Source organism: Serratia sp. MYb239, from assembly GCF_002966855.1.
GTDB lineage: Bacteria > Pseudomonadota > Gammaproteobacteria > Enterobacterales > Enterobacteriaceae > Serratia_B > Serratia_B rhizosphaerae.
This window is the reverse complement of record NZ_CP023268.1, coordinates 3,109,090-3,129,780: the sequence shown is the minus strand read 5'-3', so window position 1 is coordinate 3,129,780 and position 20,691 is coordinate 3,109,090. Positions and strand designations below refer to the sequence as shown.

Below are 20,691 nucleotides of genomic sequence, written 5' to 3'. Positions count from 1 at the left end.
CTCATCGGACAATACGCATCACCGCCACTGATAAAGAGGAAAAGTATGGCACAGTTTTCTGTTTTACTTAGGGTTGTGGGGCTGGGCGCCATGTTATTGACGGCGCCGCTGGCACAGGGGGCGATCGGCGACGCCAAACTGGTGCTGGGCGATCAGGCCCGCGGGCTGCGCAGCCTGGTGGAGGCCGCCGGCGTGATGAAAGATGCGCCTTATCAGTATCAATGGGCCAATTTCCAGGGGGCGGCGCCGCTGTTTGAAGCGCAGCGCGCGGCCGCCGTAGATACGTCCTATGCCGGGGATCTGCCGGTATTAATGGCGGCGGCGGGCGGGGTGGATTTTAAGCTGATTCAGACCAACGTCGGCTATGGCCAGTCTAACGGGATTATTGTGCCGAAGGATTCGCCGTTGCACAGCGTTCAGCAGTTGAAAGGGCAAACGGTGGTGGTTTCCTCCGCGCGTGGCAGCATCTCGCAAAACTTGCTGTATGCGGCATTACAGGAGGCCGGGCTGAAGCGGGAAGATGTGAAGGTTCAGTTTGTGATGCCCACCGATGCCAGCGCGGCGTTTAGCACCGGCAGGGTGGCGGCCTGGGCGGTTTTTGATCCCTATTTGGGCGTTGCGGAGCAAAGCGGCGCGCGCCTGCTGCGTGATGGTCAGGGATTAACGCCGTCGCTCGGTTTCCTGACCGCCACGACGCGCTCATTGGCCGATGCGGACAAGCGAGCGGCCATCAAAGATTTTGCCGAACGCGTCGCCAGAGCACGGCAGTGGGCGATCGATCATCCGGAGGAATACGCCAGGGTTTACGCTCAATTGACGCGTTTACCGCTGAAAACCGCCCGGCACATTGCGGGTCGGACGTCAAAGGGCGCGCATAGCGTCAATCAACAGGACATTCAGGTGCTGCAGCCCGTGGCCGATTTGTTTTATCAGTTAAAGATTCTGCCAAATCGCGTGACGGTTAATGACCTGATCGATAAGGAGTTTAGCTTGGTTAAATGAACAGCGGATGGGACTCAGTGGTGGCGATGCCTGTTTCCGGGTTTGGCCGCCCATTTTTCCGATACGGCGGAGGACATCACAATGCACCGGGAGGTGTTTTCACGCTCGCTGATTGAATTGTAAGTATGCCGCATGCGCTGCTTGCAGAATACTCAACCGTGAAACAGTCGCTCAACGTGGGCTGAGTTCTAAAATATAACTCAGCCCACGTTGAGCGCTCATAAAACTAAACGATTAAAACTTTACTCTTCTGGTCTTTCGGGTAGAAGCTTAACAATAAGATATACAACGGCTATACTAACAGAAATATATATAAATCTTTCATGCCATGTTTCAAAGTGGAAGAACCAATAGATACATAAAAAAACTAATACTCCGCCAAGTAAAGAAACAGAGTACTCCAGAAAACTATGGAATATGCGTTTTCCGATTGGTAACTTTCCTTTTTTATCATTTCCCATAATTAACCTCTTTCTCTACAAGCTCTAGAATCTGATTGAATGCTGCTTCTCCCTGCGTTCTTCTCACTCTTAATGCTTCAACAAAAGGATGTAAAGCCGGCTCAACAAGAAAATAAAGGAAGTCATAATTTTTGGGGCGCAACGCGTTATATATTTTTGGTTCAGTGCGTTGAAGCCTTTGAGACGTATAAATGCTACGTTCTGCCATGCCTCCTGCTAAGAGCGTATTGCCGACAATGCCACCTCGCAGAGCGATCATAAGAGTACTACGTTGAGCTATAGATGTTGCTATTTTTTTTGATATTATGGAGTTGGTGACTGTACGACCCACTATAGACGATCCGACTTTAGCGTAAATGTTATCTCTTTTGTTTTTCGGTACGTATTGATTGAATTTTTTTAATATGGTTTCTATTGTGTTTATAAAGCTTTCATTTTGAAGAATGCCAAAGCGAACCGCCTTAATTAACCTAATGCGTTCCGTGTCTCTGTTATATCTGGATTCTGTATTCAGATAACCATAGGCCAGATAGCCTAAGTCTTGAGGTACGGATAATACACCATGCACAAAACCAATTGCCGTTTCGGGAGAAACAATAATCTTCGCGATGCGTTTTGCTATCTCTTTGTAAGTACTCATTAAGATTCCCTTCTTATCTATTTTCGTTAGACTAAAACAAAAATAAAATAAAAACAACTCCAATTTTAATTTGTAATTTTTTCACGCACTGAAAATAAATGAACTATCAATATGGCAATTAATTGACCCTGGAAATACCGGTAACAATGAATCAATCACCGTTTACGATTGAGCAATTGACCGGGTGAATGATAAAGCGCGTAGGCTGACTGAAGGGGATAGTCTATATATAGAAAAGCAAAAAGCCCGCTTAAGTTGCCTTAAGCGGGCTTTTCTAAATATGGCTCCTCTGACTGGACTCGAACCAGTGACATACGGATTAACAGTCCGCCGTTCTACCGACTGAACTACAGAGGAATCGTGTGAACGGGGCGCATAATAGCGAGGCGGCAGGGGCTTGTAAAGCATGAAAAAACGCATTTTGACGCGTTTGCTGTAAGAATGCCCAACCTGCTGCATTATTGAGTGATTGGGCGTGTTTCTGCGGGCGGCGCTGCTTCTTTTTGGTGCAGCGCGCCGGCGTAGCCGGCCTTCGGCGGCGGGCGGCGGCGGCCGGAGTGCGCCGGTTTTTCCTGCCTTTTTAGCCTGTTGGCGGCGTCATTGGCTTTTTCCCCCGATTATGGCCCGGATCTTGCTGTGGGGTTAGCGTTGTTTTTTGCGCATAACGGGGGCTCCATGAATTTCAGACGTCTTAAATACTTTGTCAAAATCGTCGATATCGGCAGCCTGACGCAGGCAGCGGAAGTGCTGCATATTGCGCAACCGGCGTTAAGCCAGCAGCTGGCGACGCTGGAAGGCGAACTTCAGCAGCAACTGCTGATTCGCAGTAAGCGCGGCGTCATGCCGACCGAAGCGGGCAACATTCTCTATGCCCATGCGCAGACGATTTTGCGCATGTGTGAGCAGACGCAGGCCGCCGTCAGCAACATCGGGCTGGCGGTCAGCGGGCAGGTTGCCCTCGGCGTCGCGTCCGGCTGCGCCGCCGCGCAGCTGGCGATGCCGCTGCTGCAGGCGATGCGCGATGCGCACCCCGGCATTCTGCTGCGCCTGCATGAGGATACCGGCCCGGCGCTGACCGATCAGGTGGCCAACTGCGCGCTGGATATGGCGGTTATTTATGGCACCAAGGCGCCGCAGGGGTTTAATACCACGGTACTGGCGAAAGAGGATCTGTATCTGGTGGCGTCGCGTTCGGTGCCTAATCCCGGCGACTATATCGATCTGCGGGCGCTGGCGCGGCTGAATCTGTTTTTACCGCACCGGGGAGACAGCGTGCGCGATCAGATTGAAGACGCGATGGCGGTGCGCAAACTGGCGTTGAATGTCGTCGGCGAGATCGAATCGCCGACCATGCTCAGCGCCGCCATCGCCGGCGGGCTGGGGGCGACCATTTTGCCGGAGTCCGCCGCGCGGGCGCTGACCGGCCCGGCCAGAGCCTGGATGGCGCGTATCAGCAATCCGTCGCTGGCATTGCCGCTGGCGCTGTGCGTGTCCGTTCAGCAGCCGCTGTCTGAAGCGGCGCAGGCGGTGAAAGCGCAACTCTTGGCGATGATTGCCGCTCCGGGCCAGCCGAAACGCGCGCTGACGTTGGTGCAGTAAGCGAAGTCACTGATGTTTTTCTGACAAAAGCCGGCTCTTTATCACCACGTCTATCGGGGGCGGAGGGGATATGGCAAGCCTAATCCCTTCTTTATCTGAATTTGCGCCCCCTGAATGGCAGATTCCCGATTCCTGTGTCAGCCTTATTTCGTCGCCGGTCGGCGCCGAAATAATAATGAAAAGGCATGGAGGATATATGGGCAAGCTCTGGGGGCAGCGCACGCTGCCGGTCAACACACGGTTATCGCGACTGCATATTGCGTTGGCCATGGCAACGCTGTCGATGGCCGGTACGGCCAATGCGGTTTTCGCTGACGATACCGTTCTTGATGGCGATCGCCACATTTCTCATTCGGTTACTTATGATGGGAAGGTGATTGTCGGGCAGGCAGATATCAGTCATTTACTGATTGATGGCGGCACATTCAGCGCCGATCAGCTGGTTATTGGCTCGGAAGGTCAGTCGCAGGCGACGGTGCGGGTCAGCGACGGCGCTAAGTTGGTGAACGATGAGGCCACGATAGCGTACGGTGTTGACGATACGCAGTATGATCAACGGCCGCAGGCGGTGATTAGCGGTCAGGGCAGCGAGTGGCGGGTTAACAATAAGCTGACTGTGGCGGGCACGCTGGATGTGCTTGATGGCGCGCGGGTCAGCGCCAGAGAGCTGCAGCTCGATTCCCCAAACTTGAATGGTAATAAGGCGGCGGATATTTACGTCGGCGGTGCAGGTTCGCAACTGCATGTCGACGAGGTGGCAAATATTGAGGGGCTTGCTTTGGTTGATGGGGGGCGTTTCAGTATCGATAGCAAGAAATTAAATACCAAAGGGGCCTTCGTGATAGGCAGCCGTGGCTCTTTTAACGGCTATGCACATATTTTCAGTTCCCCAGCGTTGTCGGGAGACATTCGGGATTATCTGACATTGGGGGAAGCACATGCACCAGGTGTTCTGGATCCCGATATTAGATTGTATATCGGTCATATTATAGGTGACTTACGGCGGAGCGCTCTTATCTTTAATCATACGTCGGATGATTATAAGCTCGACAATACGATTGCCGGCGGGAGTATGATCATCAATACGAGTGGTCAGACGACGCTGAATGGCAACCTGTCTGACTATGAGGGGGACATTATCGTTGATGGCGGCAAACTGACGATCAACAGCGATATGGGGCAGGGGGATCCGAATGTTTTGCTTCAACGCTACCAACTTCTGAGCGTGGAGAATGGCGGGACGCTGGTTCTGAACGGCACCATGGGCTTTTTTGGTATGCGTGGCGTTGGGTTTTCAACGAGCCTCTTTGTTAAAACAGGCGGAGTTTTGGCCGGCACCGCGACAATCGGCAGAACAGTGGTGGAGCGTGGTGCGCATATTTCCCCCGGCGACGGCGGCATTGGTAAATTCGATATTAATAGTTATCTGACCTTTAACGACGGCGCGTTCTATGATGTGGATGTCGCCGCGGATGGCCGTAGCGATAGCATGGCGGTTGTAGGGCAGGTCACCATCGGTAATGATGTCAAAGTGTTGGTCAATGCGCTCGATCCGCACACCAGTTACCAAAACGGGCAAACTTACCGTATTTTAACCTCCGAAAAAAATCTCGACGGTACATTTGGCAAAGCGGTGTTGGACTCCGCCTTCTTGGATGCCTCGTTGGCAAACGACGATAAGTCTGTCGATCTGATTATCCGGCAAAAAGACGCTGGCGGGGGCGATGATGGCGATACCGGCGGCGGTGATGACGGTAATACCGGCGGCGGTGATGACGGTAATACCGGCGGCGGTGATGACGGTAATACCGGCGGTGGTGATGACGGCCATACCGGCGGCGGTGATGACGGTAATACCGGTGGCGGTGATGACGGCCATACCGGCGGCGGTGATGACGGCCATACCGGCGGTGGTGATGACGGTCATACCGGCGGCGGTAAGCCGGACGTACCCGGCATCTTCCAGACGGTGGCGACCAGCGGCAACCAGTGGAACACCGCCGGTGCGCTGAGCTCGCTGGCGCAGCAGGGGCCGTCGCTCGGCCTGTACAACTCGCTGCTGATGCTGAACGCGGCCGAGGCGCGGGATGCGTTTGACCAGCTGTCCGGTGAGCAGTATGCGTCGGTGCAGTCGAGCCTGCTGCAGAGCGGTACGCTGGTAGGCAGCGTGGTAAACCAGCATATGCAGACGATGTTCGACGGCGACAGCCTGACGGTGCCGCCGCTGGCGATGAGCCTGGTGCAGAGTCCGGAGCGCGAGCGTAACGGGGCCTGGGGCCAGATGTTCGGCAGCTGGACGCGCAGCAAGGGCGACGGCAACGTCGGCAAGCTGGACAGCAACACCGGCGGTTTCCTGGTGGGTGCAGACCGAGAGCTGAGCGACGGGGTGCGGGCGGGTGCGTATGCGGGCTACAGCCGCACGCGTTTCGACGTAGACAGCCGTGCGTCATCGGGCCACAGCAACAACTACCATCTGGGTCTGTATGGCGCGGGGCAGCGGGATGCGTTGGCGCTGCGTGGCGGCCTGGGCTACAGCTGGCACCGGATAGAGAGCGAGCGCAACGTGGGCTTCGGTGGCTATCGCGACCGTCTGACGGGGGATTACGACGGCAATACGCTGCAGGCGTTTACGGAGCTGGGCTACCGGCTGCGTTATGAGTCATCGAGCGTGGAGCCGTTCGTCAACCTGAGTTACGTGCGTCTGCATACGGATGCGGTGCAGGAACAGGGCGGCGCGGCGGCGTTGAGCGTGCAGGATGAGACGATGAACACCTTCTACTCGACGCTGGGGCTGCGCGGCGCGACGGATATCCCGGTCTCGGGCGTTGATGTCACGCTGCACGGCAATCTGGGCTGGCAGCACGCCTACGGCGACACGGAGACTTCGGCGCGGATGGCGTTCGCCACCGGCGACAGCTTTGCCACCAAGGGCGCGCCGGTGGATAAGGACGTGGCGGTGGTGGGCGTCGGTCTGGACGTGCCGCTGACGCGTTCGACGCGGGTCGGGGTGTCCTATCAGGGACAGTACGGCTCGCAGCTGCAGGCCAACTCGGTTAATGCACAGCTGACGGTCTCGTTCTAAGAGAAAGTAGTCGGTTAACGTTCGTTTCGGGTGACAAGGTCACCCCCAATAAAGCCCGCTTAGGTTTTCTTAGGCGGGCTTTTCTATTGCTCGGTATCAGATGATATATTTTGCCGTATAAGTAGTTAGTTATCCGACTTACCGCCGCCTGAATGGCACATTTCTGATTCTTGTGTCAGCCTTATTCCGTCGCCGTCCGGCGACGGAATAATAATGAAAAACGGAAGGAGGACATATGGGTACGCTCTGGGGGCAATGTCGGTTGCCGGTTAAAACACGGTTGTCGCGCTTGCATATGGCGTTAGCGATGGCGACGCTGTCGCTGGCGGCCAATGCGGTGTACGCCAACGATACTGTTCTTGACGGGGATCACCATGTTTCTCATTCGGTCTCTTATGACGGGAGGGTGATCGTCGGGCAGACCGACATCAGTCGTTTACTGATTGATGGCGGCACGTTCAGCGCCGATCGGCTGGTGATTGGTTCGGAGAGTCAGTCGCAGGCGAAAGTGAAGGTCAGCAACGGCGCCAGGTTGGTGAATGACGGGGCCACGATAGCCTACGGCGTTGACGATACGGACTATGAGCAAAAGCCGCAGGCGGTGATTAGTGGCCAGGGTAGCGAATGGCGGATTAACGAACAATTGGCGGTGGCGGGGGGGCTGGATGTGCTTGATGGTGCGACGGTCAGCGCCGGAGAGTTGAAAATTGCCGACCGGCCGTGGGACGGAAGAAAAACGGCGGATATTTATGTCAGCGGTGCGGGCTCGCATTTGCATGTCGGGGGGCATTCCGTAGTGGATACGCTCGCTTTAGCCGATCGCGGTCGCTTTAGTAGTGCTGACAACATATTAGGCCTATCTGGGATTTTGGTGATTGGAAGTCGCGCCTCCTTTGATGGTCACTCGGAACTGGATAGGCCGAATGACGATGAGAATGTATTCCCTTTGCCAACGTTGGGTGAGGCTCAAGCACCTGGCGTGCTCGATCCGGGAATTGTTGTGCAAAGTGGCAAAGGGTATTACACGCCAGGCGTGTTGAATTCAATAATTTTTAATCATACTTCGGATAATTATCTTTTTGCTAATACAATTAATGATGACGAGGGATATATTTCATTAGTGAATATTGCTGGGCAAACAACCTTGACCGGCGATCTGAGTCAATATACTGGGAATATATATGTTAAGGGAGGGAAGCTCATCATTGATACGGATATGGGAAACCCTGACTTGTATCCCATGCGCTATCAAAAAATAAGTATTGATGATGGCGGAGTATTGATTCTAAATGGCGTAATGGGAAGCTTTACCGATAGGGATGGTTTTTCGACTTCACTTTTCGTTAACTCTGGCGGGAGGTTGGCCGGTACCGCGACAATCGGCAGAACGATTGTGGAGCGTGATGCGCATATCTCCCCCGGCGACGGCGGCATTGGTAAATTCGACATCAAGAGTTACCTGACCTTTAACGACGGCGCGTTCTATGATGTCGACGTTGCTGCGGATGGTCGCAGCGATAGCATGGCGGTTTTAGGCCAGGTCACCATCGGTAATGATGTCAAGGTGTTGGTCAATGCGCTCGATCCGCATACCAGTTACCAAAACGGGCAAACCTACCGTATTTTAACCTCCGAAAAAAATCTCAATGGCACATTTGGCAAGGCCGTGCTGGACTCTGCCTTCCTGGATGCCTCGTTGGCAAACGACGATAAATCTGTCGATCTGATTATCCGGCAGAAAGGCGCCGGCGATGACGGCAGCCACAACGGCGGCGGCAATTCCGGTGGCGGCGGCGATGGTAATACCGGCGGTAGTGATGTCGGCAATACCGGCGGCGGTAAGCCGAACGCACCGGGCATCTTCCAGACGGTGGCGACCAGCGGCAACCAGTGGAACACCGCCGGTGCGCTGAGCTCGCTGGCGCAGCAGGGGCCGTCGCTCGGCCTGTACAACTCGCTGCTGATGCTGAACGCGGCCGAGGCGCGGGATGCGTTTGACCAGCTGTCCGGTGAGCAGTATGCGTCGGTGCAGTCGAGCCTGCTGCAGAGCGGTACGCTGGTAGGCAGCGTGGTAAACCAGCATATGCAGACGATGTTCGACGGCGACAGCCTGACGGTGCCGCCGCTGGCGATGAGCCTGGTGCAGAGTCCGGAGCGCGAGCGTAACGGGGCCTGGGGCCAGATGTTCGGCAGCTGGACGCGCAGCAAGGGCGACGGCAACGTCGGCAAGCTGGACAGCAACACCGGCGGTTTCCTGGTGGGTGCAGACCGAGAGCTGAGCGACGGGGTGCGGGCGGGTGCGTATGCGGGCTACAGCCGCACGCGTTTCGACGTAGACAGCCGTGCGTCATCGGGCCACAGCAACAACTACCATCTGGGTCTGTATGGCGCGGGGCAGCGGGATGCGTTGGCGCTGCGTGGCGGCCTGGGCTACAGCTGGCACCGGATAGAGAGCGAGCGCAACGTGGGCTTCGGTGGCTATTGCGACCGTCTGACGGGGGATTACGACGGCAATACGCTGCAGGCGTTTACGGAGCTGGGCTACCGGCTGCGTTATGAGTCATCGAGCGTGGAGCCGTTCGTCAACCTGAGTTACGTGCGTCTGCATACGGATGCGGTGCAGGAGCAGGGCGGCGCGGCGGCTCTGAGTGTGAAGGATGAAACGATGAACACCTTCTACTCGACGCTGGGGCTGCGCGGCGCGACGGATATCCCGGTCTCGGGCGTTGACGTCACGCTGCACGGCAACCTGGGCTGGCAGCACGCCTACGGCGACACGGACACCTCGGCGCGGATGGCGTTCGCCACCGGCGACAGCTTTGCCACCAAGGGCGCGCCGGTGGATAAGGACGTGGCGGTGGTCGGCGTCGGTCTGGACGTGCCGCTGACGCGTTCGACGCGGGTCGGGGTGTCCTATCAGGGACAGTACGGCTCGCAGCTGCAGGCCAACTCGGTTAACGCGCAGCTGACGGTCTCGTTCTAAGCAAAAATACCCTGCGGATTGCCGTTGTCCGGCAATCCGCAGGTCACGTCTATCCCCCGCGTCGAGATCCCACAGGCCCAGATCCCTACCTGTCGTTTTATCTTTTCCTGCGTACCTCAGCGTAACGCCGAGAGTTCCTCTGCAATATTGCGCCACAGCGCCTGAAGCCGTGGGCCGATCTCCGGGTGGGCGGCCAGCGTTTGTTCATCGGCGTCCGGCAAGACATACGGTGCTGCCAGCGTGGCCTGCGGGCTGCAGGTTGTGAGCTGGCGACAGCCCATAATCTGCAGCGTTTCCGCCAGCTGTGAATGCGCCAGCTGCGCGCGTGGAGAGAGGTTGGGCAAAGCCAGCGGTTTATCGAGCAGTTCGCCGCTGCCGACGATCCAGTCCAGCGCGTTTTTCATCACGCCGGTCACGCCATGTGCGTATTCCGGGCTGACCAGCAGTACCAGATCGGCACGGGCCAGGGCGTTGCGCCAGTGCGTCAGGGCCGGACAGGGGCGATCTTCGCGATCGGCATTAAACAACGGGAGAGCATCCAGATGTGCGTAGCGGGTAAAGCTGACGTTTCCAGGCCGTAATCTGTCCATCGCCTGCAGAAAGCGGGTGTTTAACGAAGCGGCGCGCAGACTGCCTGAAATCCCCAACACATGGAATATGTTGCTCATAAAACTGCATCTCCCAACCCGGTTACAGGTATTTCATCGAATCGCGGCGGGCTGGCTCACTATCATCCGGACCTATTGCCCTGATGCGGCCATTGGTCCGCCACGGTGGTTGCGGGATACAGCATAGCAGAGCGGCCGATTGGACCGATGGTTTTCGGTGATAACGTGCTGCGTTCGTAAAAAAGCAGGAGGGCTTTTTCAGATAGCAAAAAGCCCGCTTAAGTTTCCTTAAGCGGGCTTCTCTAAATATGGCTCCTCTGACTGGACTCGAACCAGTGACATACGGATTAACAGTCCGCCGTTCTACCGACTGAACTACAGAGGAATCGTGTGAACGGGGCGCATCATATCCAGCCGCTCCGGGTGTGTCAACGCTAATTTAGCGCTTTTGATTCAACTGCTCAGCAACTGAGCAGAGCGGGCGTGGTTAGGCCTCGCCGCCGCCGTGTTCGCTCTGCCAGCGCTGCAGCCGCGCCAGCGGATCCTGGCGGTAGAAGCGGCAAAACTGCGGGTATAGCGTGGGGAAACGCTGGGCCAGCAGATCCGGCGCGCTGAAGAAATATTCCGACAGCACCGCAAAGCACTCGGCGGGATCGCTGGCGGCATAGGCGTCGATGCTGGCGGCTTCCTCGCCGACCAGATCGATCTCGTCCTGAATGGCGTCCATCGCGCCGTGCAGTTCGTGCTCCCAGGCCGCGACCTCGCGCAGCGGCATCGGAGGTACGCCGTTGGCGACGCCGCCGTTGCGCATATCCAGCTTATGCGTCGCTTCGTGGATCACCAGGTTAAAGCCGGACAGATCGAACGAGTCCTGCACGTCCTGCCAGTTCAGCACGATGGGGCCTTGCTCCCAGCTCTGCCCGGACTGCACCACCGGCCCGGAGTGCACCAGCCCCAGATCGTCCTGCCACTCTTCTTCCACCACAAACGGGGAAGGATACAGCAGGATTTCATTGAAGCCGTCCAGAACGTCGACGCCCAGCTCCAGCACCGGCAGGGCGAACAGCAGGGCAATGCGCATCTGCATCAGCGGCGTCAGCGGCAGCCCCTGCAGCGGCACGATGCGCTTTTGCTGCAGCAGTTTCTCGGCAAGCGCCGCCAGTCGGCGGCATTCATCGTCATCAAGCGGCATCAGCAACGGAATCGCCAGCGCTTCCTGCCATTGGGCGGGCGTCAGCGCCGGGGAGGGCGTGGTTTTCCATGGCCATCTAATCATCAGGGCACTCATCAATGCTTATAGGTTCGGTAGCGTCAGGCTTGCTTGAGTAAAAATGCCGCAAAATCAGCCGTGATAGCAAGTGTTTTAAGCGAGAGGCATCGCCGCCAGGGCAAAAATGCGTATAGTGACCATTCAAACACTTAGCGCTGTTTTAGTCAGCGACCGCAATCACAGTTAAGCAATATGATGACGACGCGATGTCGCAGGTATTTATTGGCAGATTTGCGGAAAAAAGTTTCACCGGTAAAACTTTATCGCGCAATCATTTATTTTATTCTACCGGACGCGCATTGCGTTTGTTCACTTCTTGACAACATTTTGGCCGGTTGCTAATAGTTAATCCATATATTAAATAATAAACAAAGTTCAATATATGAAACTAATGCCGGGGAGTTATGATAATGGCACTACGGTGGATAATGAGGCGGAAATTCTGGCTTCATTTCAGCACCGCAGCTGCGAGGTTTATCAAAAATTCAATTTTGACGGTGATATTCCCTATGGGGAATTGCCGCGTCAAACCATTGATTGGCTATATTCTCCCCATTCGGTTGTCGGCACGCTGATATTTATTCACGGCGGCTACTGGCAATTTTGTAATAAAGAAGATTTTGCCTTCATCGCTGCGGTGCCGCTGGCGTTGGGGCTGGATGTGGTGTTGGTGGAATATAGCCATGCGCCGCAGGCGACGCTGACGGATATCGACGGGGAAATCGGCGCGGCGCTGAGCGAGATCCAACGCCGGCTGGCGCAGCGACCGCCGTGCGGGCCGGTCTATCTGGCCGGGCATTCGGCCGGCGGGCAGCTGGTTGCCCGCTGGCAGCAGCATCCGCTGGCGGATGCGGTGTTCCCGATCAGCGGTATCTTTGAGCTGGAGCCGCTGCTGTCTACCTACGTCAACCACCGCCTGCAGCTGACGGCGGCCGAAATCGCCGCGCTCAGCCCGGCGCGGCATATTCCCGCACGGCTTACGCCGATGACGCTGTTCTACGGCGCGCAGGAGCTGCCGGAGCTGATCGGCCAAAGCGAACACTACTGCCAGGCGCTGCGTCAGCAGGGCTTGTCGGTCGGGCTGCAGGCGGTGGTCGGCGCCAATCATTACAACGTGCTGGACGCGCTGTTTGCCGCTGACGGGGCGTTGATTCATCTACTGCAACAGGGGGAAGATGGCCGATGAGAACCATCGTCGACACCGGGCTGCCAGATATCGGGCAGCCCTTTTCATGGGCGACACGCGGCGGCGGCATGCTGTTTACCGCCCACGGCCCGGTGCGTGCGGACGGCACGATTGAAACCGGCGCGGCGGAGCGGCAGATAGCGCTGACGTTCGATAATTTGGCGCAAACGCTGCGTGCCGCCAACAGCCACAGCGATAACGTGCTGCAGGTGATTGTTTATCTGACCGACGTGAATGACGTCAAACTGCTCGATGAAATATATAAACGCTATTTTAATCCGCCTTATCCCAACCGTTCGACGGTCATTGTCGATAAACTGGTGGTGCCGGGAATGAAAATAGAAATTACCGTCAGCGCCTGCGATTAAATTATTTAAATAATCTGCTTATTAACGCCGTGCCATTTTTATTTGGCGGCGTTATTTATTCCATTTACCTGCCGGCCCATTAATGATGGGCTAAGGATAACTATGTTCGCACATCTGCAACCTTCCGCCGCCGATCCTATTATGTCGTTGATGGAGGCCTATTTACGGGATGATAATCCGTAAAAGGTTAATTTAGGTATCGGCCTGTATTACGACGAACAGGGCAATATCCCGCTGATGCAGGCGGTGCGGCAGGCGGAGCAACGCTTACTGACGCAGGGTCATCCGCACGGTTATCCGCCGATTGAAGGCAGCGCGGCCTTTGCCGCGCAGGTACAGCGTCTGCTGCTGGGCGAGGAGGTCTCCGCATGCGGACTGGCGACGGTGCAGACGGTCGGTGGTTCCGGGGCGCTAAAGCTGGCGGCGGATTTTCTGCGTGATTATCTTTCCCGCGAGGAGATCTGGCTGTCAGACCCGACCTGGGCCAACCACGGGGCGATTTTCGCCGGCGCCGGCCTGCAAACGCACAGCTATCCCTATTTTGACGATATCGCCGGCGAGCTGCGCTTTGAGGCGATGCTGGAATGCTTCAACGGCCTGCCGGCCGGGGCGGTGGTGTTATTGCATCCCTGCTGCCATAACCCGACCGGCACCGATCTGACGCCGGCGCAGTGGCGCACGGTGATTGAGGTGATGCAGCGCCGTCGCCTGCTGCCGCTGTTTGACATCGCCTATCAGGGATTCGGCGACGGGCTGGAGCAGGACGCCTATGCGCTGCGTGCTGCGCACCGGGCCGGGCTGGACTGCCTGATCGCCAACTCATTTTCCAAAAACGCGGCGCTGTACGGCCTGCGGCTGGGGGCGTTGACGCTGTGCTGCGGTGATGCGCAGACGGCGGCAAATGCGCAAGGCGCGCTGAAAACCCTGATCCGCCGCAGCTACTCCTGCCCGCCGACCCACGGCGGCCGAATTATGGAAACCATTCTGACGGATGATGCACTGCGTCACCTGTGGCGCAGCGAACTTGACGCCATGCGCGATCGCATCCGTCAGATGCGCCTGCGGCTGGCCAGCGGGCTTGAGCAGGGCGGTTCGGCGCTGGACTACCGGCGAATTCGCGACCAGCGCGGCATGTTCAGCTACACCGGCCTCAATCCGCAGCAGTTGGAGACGCTGCGGCAGCGCTACGCCATCTACCTGGTGGCGCCCGGCCGCATGTGCCTGCCGGGCCTGAACCTGAACAATATCGACTATGTCGCCGACGCCATTCTGGCCGTTTCCCGCAGCGTGTGAACAAGGTGGATTAACGATGAAAGATCAGGCGCGTTTTGATGAAATCGCCCGGCGGCAGGGCGGGCTGAAAAAGCAGCTGACGGCCGGGCAGATGTCGATGCTGGCCATCGGCGGCGCGATAGGCACCGGCCTGTTTCTCGGCAGCGCTTACGCGATACAGATGGCCGGGCCGAGCGTACTGCTGAGTTACCTGATTGGCGGCGTGGTGGCGTTGCTGCTGATGGGCTGCCTGGCGGAGATGACCTCGCAGCACCCGACCTCCGGTTCGTTCGGCGATTACGCGGAGTTTTACCTCAGCCCGCTGTGCGGTTTTTTAGTGCGTTACTCCTACTGGTCGTGCGTGGTGCTGGCGGTGGGCACCGAGGTGACCGCCATCGGCATGTATATGCAGTTCTGGTTCCCGGATACGCCGGCCTGGCCGTGGGTGCTGCTGTTCTCCGCCGCGGTGGTCGTCATTAATCTGGTCGGCGTGAAGTCTTTCGGCCAGGTGGAGTATGCGCTGTCGGCCATCAAGGTGCTGGCGATTGGCGCGTTTATCGCCATCGGCGTCGGCATCCTGATCTTTTCCGCCAACCCGCATTTTGGCCTGCACAATTTTACCGCCGGCGGCGGCTTTTTCCCGTTTGGCCTGAGCGGTATGTGGTTTGCGGTGATCGTGTCGATCTTCAGCTACCTGAGCATTGAGATGATTGCGGTAGCCGCCGGCGAGGCGAAAAATCCGGTGGTGGCGGTACGCAGCGCCTTTAAGGGCACCATCTTACGGCTGTTTATTTTCTATATGCTGTCGATTGCGCTGATGCTGGCGATTGTGCCCTGGCGCCAGTCCGGTACCGGGGAAAGCCCGTTTCTGGTGGCGATGAACGTCATCCACCTGCCGGCGGCCGGCGGTATCTTCAACTTTGTCGTGCTGATTGCCGCCCTGTCGGCGATGAACAGCCAGCTGTATATCACTACCCGCATGATGTTTTCGCTGGCGCGCGCCGGGCAGGCGCCGGCGGCGCTGGGGCGCGTCAGCAAGCGCGGAATCCCGCTCAACGCGCTGGCGATGTCATGCATCGGCATTGTGGTGTCGATTGTGCTGAGCCTGGTGGCGCCGGAACAGTCTTTCGCCGCGATGATGTCGATATCGGTGTTCGGCGCCTGTTTCACCTGGCTGATGATTTTTATCACTCACCTGTTTTTCCGTCGCCATCACGGCGGGATGCCTCTGAAGTTCCGCATGTGGGGCTTCCCCTATACCACGTTGCTCGGGGCGGGGCTGATGCTGGCGCTGATGATCTCCACCGCCTTTACCGACTTTTTCCATATGACGCTGTGGTTCGGCATCCCGTTTACCCTGCTGCTGGCGGGCATCTATCTGTATCGCCTGCGCCGCCGGCCGGCGGCCCATGCGGTGAGGCCGACGCCGGGCATGGAGTAGCGGGGCGGAAGCGCCTCCTGCAGGAGGCGCGAAGTGTCCGTTAAGATACCGGAAAATTATGATGTGAAATCATAGACTACTTGCACAACGACACCTTTTTCACTTTTCAGTTTCATGACCATGACCGTTTCCACGGGGTCTTTGCCTTTCCAGCATTCATTGTCAATATTACAGTTATCCTGACGCTGGTAGCCAATGGATGTCAGGTAATTATCAATTTTGCTGGTATCCTCAGTCGCGTAAAAGTTTACGGCGTACACATGCGTTGAAGGACCTGTAATGTTGGCGAAGTCAAAGTCATAACGGGGGGAGATTCGTGGCATTTTTTTCAGGATATCTGGGGTATAAAATGCATACTCTCGCTTATCCTGCTCGGTATAGTGTGCACTGCCGGCAAACTCCATCTGGATTAACGGCCAGGAATAGAGCAACCCCGCGACAATCAGCACTGCCACGATGCCAACGATTTTCGACGACTTTTTCATAATGGCAAGATTCCCCCTCGTGCTCTGTCGATAAATGAGCCATTGCGAGACGCTACTACAACGTTGCCAGATTTGAAATCGCTATAAGGCCGGATTGTCTTCATAAAAGGGGGCAATTCTCCCAGACGTGGTTTGGCATGGGGGTATCTGACCGGGGCAGGGAATAATATTGGCAAGAAACAGGTGTTTTTGAACGATCCAATCGGACCATAGTGATCCCAACGTTTTAGAGCTTCTGCTTTACTGACAGGGCGCAGCAGTGGAAATGGGTTGTGAATAGACATCACGCGATAGAAACCCAGTAAGTCGGAAACCAGATCTTCACCACTAAAACCGCTGTCCGTCACTAGGTTGATGGGGAATGATGATTGGAATGCTTCAAACTTTCGCGCTAGTGTTGTCATCATCGCGAGAGCAATACTTTGTCGTTCATTATATGAACGCCCCCTCTTAATGCGCCAGGTAATGAATTTACCCATTTTAATGGTGTAGGTGGGATCGGTCATCGATTGTGAATACGTAACATTGTATTCATCCTGTCCGGAAGATTCACCAGCGTTAATTTTTCGCATCAATCCCCTGATGTCATTGCCCCGCGCATGACCTAAATCAATCCATCCAAGAACTTCGGTGTAAATCAATCCGTTGGATCTACCGTAATCCCGTCCATCAATGATGTCCTTTCGTTTACTCATCCTTAATCCTATCTTCCTGTTTGATAGATAGGTTTTAATATACGGCTAGGCTAACGCATGGCAATATATTTTCTCTTTCGTTGAACCTGAATATCGACTCGCTCTTATTATTTCTCAGATAAATAAAAAAATTAAATACATTATCTGAAAATAATGTGGAAGATTTATAAATTCGGGTAAGGACTCACCATTGTGCTAAATATCAAATTAACCATTGTGGTCTGTAGCGCTGTGCTGCTGGTCGCCTGCGAGTCCAGGCTGTTGGATATCCAGCCTGCCGACGTGACTATTAAAGATAACCGTCTGTGCGTGTCTATCCCGGCAGGGAAAAATGAATACCTGAACGGATTACAAATCGTTGATGCTGAGGGCCGCATTTTCCGCAAATACTTGGCTGCAGACGCCAGCGTGGCGCCTATTCCTGTACTTTCCGGCCGCTGTATTCCTGATTTCGGTTATCCGTTTAACGCGGGGGGCCGATACGGCATCCAGGTGGAGACCTTCTTTAAGGACATGCGGCAACCCGGTGGGAACAGCTACTCGGCGTCGTTCAGACTGTACCGCGAGCAGGGCGTGCTCAAGGTGGCCAGGGAAGGGTGACGGGGCGTCCGTGGCGGCAGGGTCAGCGTTAACCCCGCCGGCGGATTACAGCTGGCTTTTCGGCACCAGACGATCGCCGAAGGTCAGGCGCTGGCGGTCTGGCTCGGCTTCGCTCAGCGGCGCGACTTCCCGCAGGGTGGTTTTGCAGCGCGTCACCAGATCCTGATACTCCTGGGTGCCGACGCGTTTCCAGGCCAGCTCCTGTTCGCTCAGCTCGCGCAGCACCCGCGCCGGGCTGCCGAGCACCAGCTTATTGGCGTCGAACACCGCCGCGGCCTTGATAAACGAACAGGCGCCGACGATGGTGTTTTCACCGACGACCGCGCCGTCCATCACCACCGCATTCATGCCGACCATCGCGTTGCGGCCGATGCGGCAGCCGTGCAGGATGGCGCCGTGGCCGATATGACCATCCTGTTCCACCACCGTGTCCTGCTGCGGGAAACCGTGCATCACGCAGTTGTCCTGAATATTGGCGCCGTCCTCAATCACCAGCCGGCCAAAGTCGCCGCGCAGGCTGGCGTTGGGGCCGATATACACCCCTTTGCCGATAATCACATCGCCGATCAGCACCGCCGTCGGGTGAACATAGCTGCTGGGGTCGACCACCGGCGTCAGGCCGTCAATTTGATACACAGGCATGTGGCTACTCCTCAATAGGTGACGTTATCGCGCGGCAGGCCGCCAAAGCGCCGGTAATAGCCGGCGGCGGGCGCCGGCAGGGCGCCGATGGTGGTTTCCGCCAGCGCGCTGACATACTCCGTCGCGGCGCGGTCGACGCGCTGATAAATATTGATGCACAGGTTGCGGGCGATTTGTCCCTCCCACTGGGCGGGCAGCAGCGCATCCGGCAGCAGCGGGTCTTTCAGCACCACGCGGCGGAAGAAGTGAATTAATAATAGCTTGATCTGGAAGCAGCGCCGGGGCGTCAGCACCGCGTCGTCCGCCTCGCGCAGCAGCGCCATCAGCGGGCGGAAAGAGACGATAAACTCATGGTAATAACCGGCGACCTGCTCCAGCGCCCAGCAGTCGGCCACCCGCTGGCGCAGGGTGGTTTCGGAGCGGGCGTAGGGGTAGTCGGCGCGGAAGTAGATCACCTGTTCGCTGGCGTTCAGCTCGCCGAGCAGGGCGGTGACGTCGGTCTGCGCGTGCGTCGGCGCCGCCATCAGGTTACTGGCCAACTGGCCGAACCCCAGCCAGCCCAGCTCCTTCTTCAGCCGCGCGCGCTCGCTTTTTTCCGCCGTTTCCAGCAGCAACAGCTCCCACTTGCCGTCCCATTCCGGCTGTTCACTCAGGTAAATTTTGGATTCGGCGTGGCGAAACTGGCGCATGCCCTGTTCGGTTACGCGGTAATAGCTGCGGCGGCCGATTTTCTCCACGTCGAGCCAGCCCTCTTTTTGCAGCCGGAATACCGAGGTGCGCACAAAGCGATCGCCAAACCCCATCGATTCCAGCAGGGCGCTCAGGCTGCCCAGCCACACTTCGCCACCGCGATGGCTCAGCGCATCGCCATACAGGGAAATAATCAGCGACGTGCCGCTAATCGGCTGAGCCTCTAAAGCATGGTGGATAAAGTCATCCAGTTTTTGTTCCATATTTTTCCACGAGTTAGGCTACGGTGACTCACCACATTACCATATCCCCCGGCGGCTGCCAGCGGCGGCGCCATCCCTGGCGTCGGCGTCGTCAGCGGGGACGCAGGTCGACCACCCGCTGCGCCTTGCCTTCCGAGCGCGGAATATCGCCGCAGTTGGCGATGCTGACGTCGGTGCTGACGCCGACGATCGATTTGATATGGTGGCGCAGCTGATGGCAGATATCGCAGCGCTGCTGGTGGCTGAGACTGAGCGCCGACTCTTTGAGTTCCACCCGCACCGCGAGCGTATCCAGGTGGCCGGCGCGGCTGACCTGCAGCTGATAATGTGGCGACAGCTGCTCGAACTGCATAATCTGCTCTTCAAGCTGCGACGGGAAGACGTTGACGCCGCGGATGATCAGCATATCGTCGGAACGACCGGTGATTTTGCCCATGCGCCGCATCTGGCGCGCGTCGCCCGGCAGCAGGCGGGTCAGATCGCGGGTGCGGTAGCGGATTACCGGCAGCGCCTCTTTGGTCAGCGTGGTGAACACCAGTTCGCCGTGCTCGCCGTCCGCCAGCGGCGCGCCGCTGTCCGGGTCGATAATTTCCGGCAGAAAGTGGTCTTCCCAGATGGTGGGGCCGCCGCCGCTTTCGGCGCACTCCATCGCCACGCCTGGCCCCATCACTTCTGACAGGCCGTAAATATCCAGCGCCTTGATGCCCATGCGGCTTTCTATTTCATGGCGCAGCGCTTCGGTCCACGGCTCGGCGCCGAACACGCCGATACGCAGCGAGCAGCCGCGCGCGTCGCCGCCCAACTTGCGCTCCAGCTCGTCAATCAGCGTCAAGCAGTAGGACGGGGTGACCATAATCACGTCGGGCTTAAAGTCGAGAATCAGCTGCGCCTGCTTTTCCGTCTGGCCGCCGGACATCGGGATCACCGTCGCCCCCAGCCGCTCTGCGCCGTAGTGGGCGCCCAGTCCGCCGGTAAACAGGCCGTAACCGTAGGCGACGTGCACCTTATCCCGCGGCGTGGCGCCGGCGGCGCGCAGGCTGCGGGCGACGATGTCGGCCCAGTTGTCGATATCGCGCTGGGTATAGCCCACCACCGTCGGCCGCCCGGTGGTGCCGGAGGAGGCGTGGATGCGCACCACCTGTTCCATCGGCACGGCGAAAGTGTCGAACGGGTAGTTATCGCGCAGATCCTGTTTGGTGGTGTAGGGGAACAGCGCCAGATCGCTCAGCTGGCGTAAATCGTCAGGGTGGACGCCGGCCTGATCGAATTTGCGTTTATACATCGGCACGTTTTGGTAGGCGTGGTTCAGGCTCCACTTCAGGCGCCGTAGCTGCAGTGCTTCAATCTCATCGCGCGAGGCGAATTCAATGGTGTCGAGGGGCTGGGGATTGGTTGTCATTATTT

The 20,691-nt window shown here is 57.2% G+C and carries 16 protein-coding genes, 2 tRNA genes and 1 pseudogene; 9 read left to right on the top strand and 10 right to left on the bottom strand.

From position 1 onward, the window contains the following. Nucleotides 1-45: 45 nt before the first annotated feature. Nucleotides 46-1,002, top strand: a complete 957-nt coding sequence (locus CLM71_RS15155) for an ABC transporter substrate-binding protein (RefSeq protein ID WP_234008584.1) — start codon at nt 46-48, stop codon at nt 1,000-1,002. Nucleotides 1,003-1,452: 450 nt separating this feature from the next. Here the strand turns inward: CLM71_RS15155 and CLM71_RS15145 are convergent, their stop codons facing one another. Together CLM71_RS15145 and CLM71_RS15140 are read right to left on the bottom strand one after the other, a co-directional pair. Beyond that, on the bottom strand, nt 1,453-2,103 hold the full coding sequence (locus CLM71_RS15145; protein ID WP_105231757.1) for a hypothetical protein: 651 nt from the start codon (nt 2,101-2,103) through the stop codon (nt 1,453-1,455). A gap of 281 nt (nt 2,104-2,384) precedes the next feature. Continuing rightward, a tRNA-Asn gene (locus tag CLM71_RS15140) sits at nt 2,385-2,460 on the bottom strand. A 318-nt stretch (nt 2,461-2,778) separates the two neighbouring features. Between CLM71_RS15140 and nac the strand changes: the two genes are divergently transcribed. The 3 genes from nac to CLM71_RS15125 all read left to right on the top strand — a co-directional run bounded on the left by nac (nt 2,779) and on the right by CLM71_RS15125 (nt 9,767). Next, a complete protein-coding gene (nac, locus tag CLM71_RS15135) occupies nt 2,779-3,702 on the top strand; it encodes a nitrogen assimilation transcriptional regulator NAC (protein WP_105231756.1) in 924 nt (307 codons plus the stop codon). A gap of 196 nt (nt 3,703-3,898) precedes the next feature. Further along, nucleotides 3,899-6,784, top strand: coding sequence for an autotransporter domain-containing protein (locus tag CLM71_RS15130; RefSeq protein ID WP_105231755.1), 2,886 nt, complete (start codon nt 3,899-3,901; stop codon nt 6,782-6,784). Between the two features lie 235 nt (nt 6,785-7,019). After that, complete coding sequence (locus CLM71_RS15125; protein ID WP_105231754.1) at nt 7,020-9,767, top strand: autotransporter domain-containing protein; 2,748 nt, start codon at nt 7,020-7,022, stop codon at nt 9,765-9,767. Between the two features lie 116 nt (nt 9,768-9,883). Here CLM71_RS15125 and CLM71_RS15120 read toward each other — a convergent pair whose 3' ends face one another. From CLM71_RS15120 to mtfA, 3 genes are all read right to left on the bottom strand, one after another. Further along, nucleotides 9,884-10,435, bottom strand: coding sequence for an NADPH-dependent FMN reductase (locus CLM71_RS15120; RefSeq protein WP_105231753.1), 552 nt, complete (start codon nt 10,433-10,435; stop codon nt 9,884-9,886). A gap of 249 nt (nt 10,436-10,684) precedes the next feature. Then, nucleotides 10,685-10,760: transfer RNA gene (locus tag CLM71_RS15115), tRNA-Asn, on the bottom strand. A 102-nt stretch (nt 10,761-10,862) separates the two neighbouring features. Further along, nucleotides 10,863-11,651 carry a DgsA anti-repressor MtfA gene (gene mtfA, locus CLM71_RS15110; RefSeq protein WP_105231752.1) on the bottom strand — a complete coding sequence of 263 codons (789 nt, stop codon included), beginning with the start codon at nt 11,649-11,651 and terminating at the stop codon, nt 10,863-10,865. 376 nt (nt 11,652-12,027) lie between these two features. Here mtfA and CLM71_RS15105 point away from each other — a divergent pair, with 376 nt between their 5' ends. The 4 genes and pseudogenes from CLM71_RS15105 (at nt 12,028) to CLM71_RS15090 (ending at nt 15,912) form a co-directional block, all read left to right on the top strand. After that, a complete protein-coding gene (locus CLM71_RS15105; protein ID WP_105231751.1) occupies nt 12,028-12,831 on the top strand; it encodes an alpha/beta hydrolase in 804 nt (267 codons plus the stop codon). Beyond that, nucleotides 12,828-13,199: a RidA family protein gene (locus tag CLM71_RS15100; RefSeq protein WP_105231750.1), complete on the top strand. Its 372-nt coding sequence runs from the start codon at nt 12,828-12,830 to the stop codon at nt 13,197-13,199. Before CLM71_RS15105 ends, CLM71_RS15100 begins: the two co-directional genes overlap by 4 nt. A 102-nt stretch (nt 13,200-13,301) precedes the next feature. Continuing rightward, nucleotides 13,302-14,492: pseudogene (locus tag CLM71_RS15095) on the top strand (aromatic amino acid transaminase). 16 nt (nt 14,493-14,508) lie between these two features. Next, complete coding sequence (locus CLM71_RS15090; protein ID WP_105231749.1) at nt 14,509-15,912, top strand: amino acid permease; 1,404 nt, start codon at nt 14,509-14,511, stop codon at nt 15,910-15,912. A gap of 56 nt (nt 15,913-15,968) precedes the next feature. Here the strand turns inward: CLM71_RS15090 and CLM71_RS15085 are convergent, their stop codons facing one another. Both CLM71_RS15085 and CLM71_RS15080 read right to left on the bottom strand, forming a co-directional pair. Beyond that, nucleotides 15,969-16,397: a hypothetical protein gene (locus tag CLM71_RS15085; RefSeq protein ID WP_105231748.1), complete on the bottom strand. Its 429-nt coding sequence runs from the start codon at nt 16,395-16,397 to the stop codon at nt 15,969-15,971. Continuing rightward, the gene (locus CLM71_RS15080) at nt 16,394-17,092 is read right to left on the bottom strand and encodes a hypothetical protein (RefSeq protein ID WP_105231747.1); all 699 of its coding nucleotides are present in this window, start codon (nt 17,090-17,092) and stop codon (nt 16,394-16,396) included. The genes CLM71_RS15085 and CLM71_RS15080 overlap by 4 nt, the downstream gene beginning before the upstream one ends. 192 nt (nt 17,093-17,284) lie before the next feature. On the opposite strand from CLM71_RS15080, the gene CLM71_RS15075 reads away from it, so the two are divergent. Further along, complete coding sequence (locus CLM71_RS15075; protein WP_105231746.1) at nt 17,285-17,692, top strand: putative T6SS immunity periplasmic lipoprotein; 408 nt, start codon at nt 17,285-17,287, stop codon at nt 17,690-17,692. 45 nt (nt 17,693-17,737) lie between these two features. Here CLM71_RS15075 and paaY read toward each other — a convergent pair whose 3' ends face one another. The 3 genes from paaY to paaK form a co-directional block, all read right to left on the bottom strand. After that, nucleotides 17,738-18,334 carry a phenylacetic acid degradation protein PaaY gene (gene paaY / locus CLM71_RS15070; RefSeq protein ID WP_105231745.1) on the bottom strand — a complete coding sequence of 199 codons (597 nt, stop codon included), beginning with the start codon at nt 18,332-18,334 and terminating at the stop codon, nt 17,738-17,740. 11 nt (nt 18,335-18,345) lie between these two features. Then, nucleotides 18,346-19,287, bottom strand: coding sequence for a phenylacetic acid degradation operon negative regulatory protein PaaX (gene paaX, locus CLM71_RS15065; RefSeq protein WP_105231744.1), 942 nt, complete (start codon nt 19,285-19,287; stop codon nt 18,346-18,348). A gap of 91 nt (nt 19,288-19,378) precedes the next feature. Then, nucleotides 19,379-20,686 (bottom strand): phenylacetate--CoA ligase PaaK, encoded by a 1,308-nt coding sequence (gene paaK, locus CLM71_RS15060; protein ID WP_105231743.1) that lies wholly within the window; start codon nt 20,684-20,686, stop codon nt 19,379-19,381. Between the last annotated feature and the right edge of the window lie 5 nt (nt 20,687-20,691).

Coding starts and splice junctions, on each gene's coding strand:
- CLM71_RS15155 (WP_234008584.1), top strand. CDS start 46: ATGGCACAGTTTTCTGTTTTACTTAGGGTTGTGGGGCTGGGCGCCATG.
- CLM71_RS15145 (WP_105231757.1), bottom strand. CDS start 2,103: ATGAGTACTTACAAAGAGATAGCAAAACGCATCGCGAAGATTATTGTT.
- nac (WP_105231756.1), top strand. CDS start 2,779: ATGAATTTCAGACGTCTTAAATACTTTGTCAAAATCGTCGATATCGGC.
- CLM71_RS15130 (WP_105231755.1), top strand. CDS start 3,899: ATGGGCAAGCTCTGGGGGCAGCGCACGCTGCCGGTCAACACACGGTTA.
- CLM71_RS15125 (WP_105231754.1), top strand. CDS start 7,020: ATGGGTACGCTCTGGGGGCAATGTCGGTTGCCGGTTAAAACACGGTTG.
- CLM71_RS15120 (WP_105231753.1), bottom strand. CDS start 10,435: ATGAGCAACATATTCCATGTGTTGGGGATTTCAGGCAGTCTGCGCGCC.
- mtfA (WP_105231752.1), bottom strand. CDS start 11,651: ATGATTAGATGGCCATGGAAAACCACGCCCTCCCCGGCGCTGACGCCC.
- CLM71_RS15105 (WP_105231751.1), top strand. CDS start 12,028: ATGAAACTAATGCCGGGGAGTTATGATAATGGCACTACGGTGGATAAT.
- CLM71_RS15100 (WP_105231750.1), top strand. CDS start 12,828: ATGAGAACCATCGTCGACACCGGGCTGCCAGATATCGGGCAGCCCTTT.
- CLM71_RS15090 (WP_105231749.1), top strand. CDS start 14,509: ATGAAAGATCAGGCGCGTTTTGATGAAATCGCCCGGCGGCAGGGCGGG.
- CLM71_RS15085 (WP_105231748.1), bottom strand. CDS start 16,397: ATGAAAAAGTCGTCGAAAATCGTTGGCATCGTGGCAGTGCTGATTGTC.
- CLM71_RS15080 (WP_105231747.1), bottom strand. CDS start 17,092: ATGAGTAAACGAAAGGACATCATTGATGGACGGGATTACGGTAGATCC.
- paaY (WP_105231745.1), bottom strand. CDS start 18,334: ATGCCTGTGTATCAAATTGACGGCCTGACGCCGGTGGTCGACCCCAGC.
- paaX (WP_105231744.1), bottom strand. CDS start 19,287: ATGGAACAAAAACTGGATGACTTTATCCACCATGCTTTAGAGGCTCAG.
- paaK (WP_105231743.1), bottom strand. CDS start 20,686: ATGACAACCAATCCCCAGCCCCTCGACACCATTGAATTCGCCTCGCGC.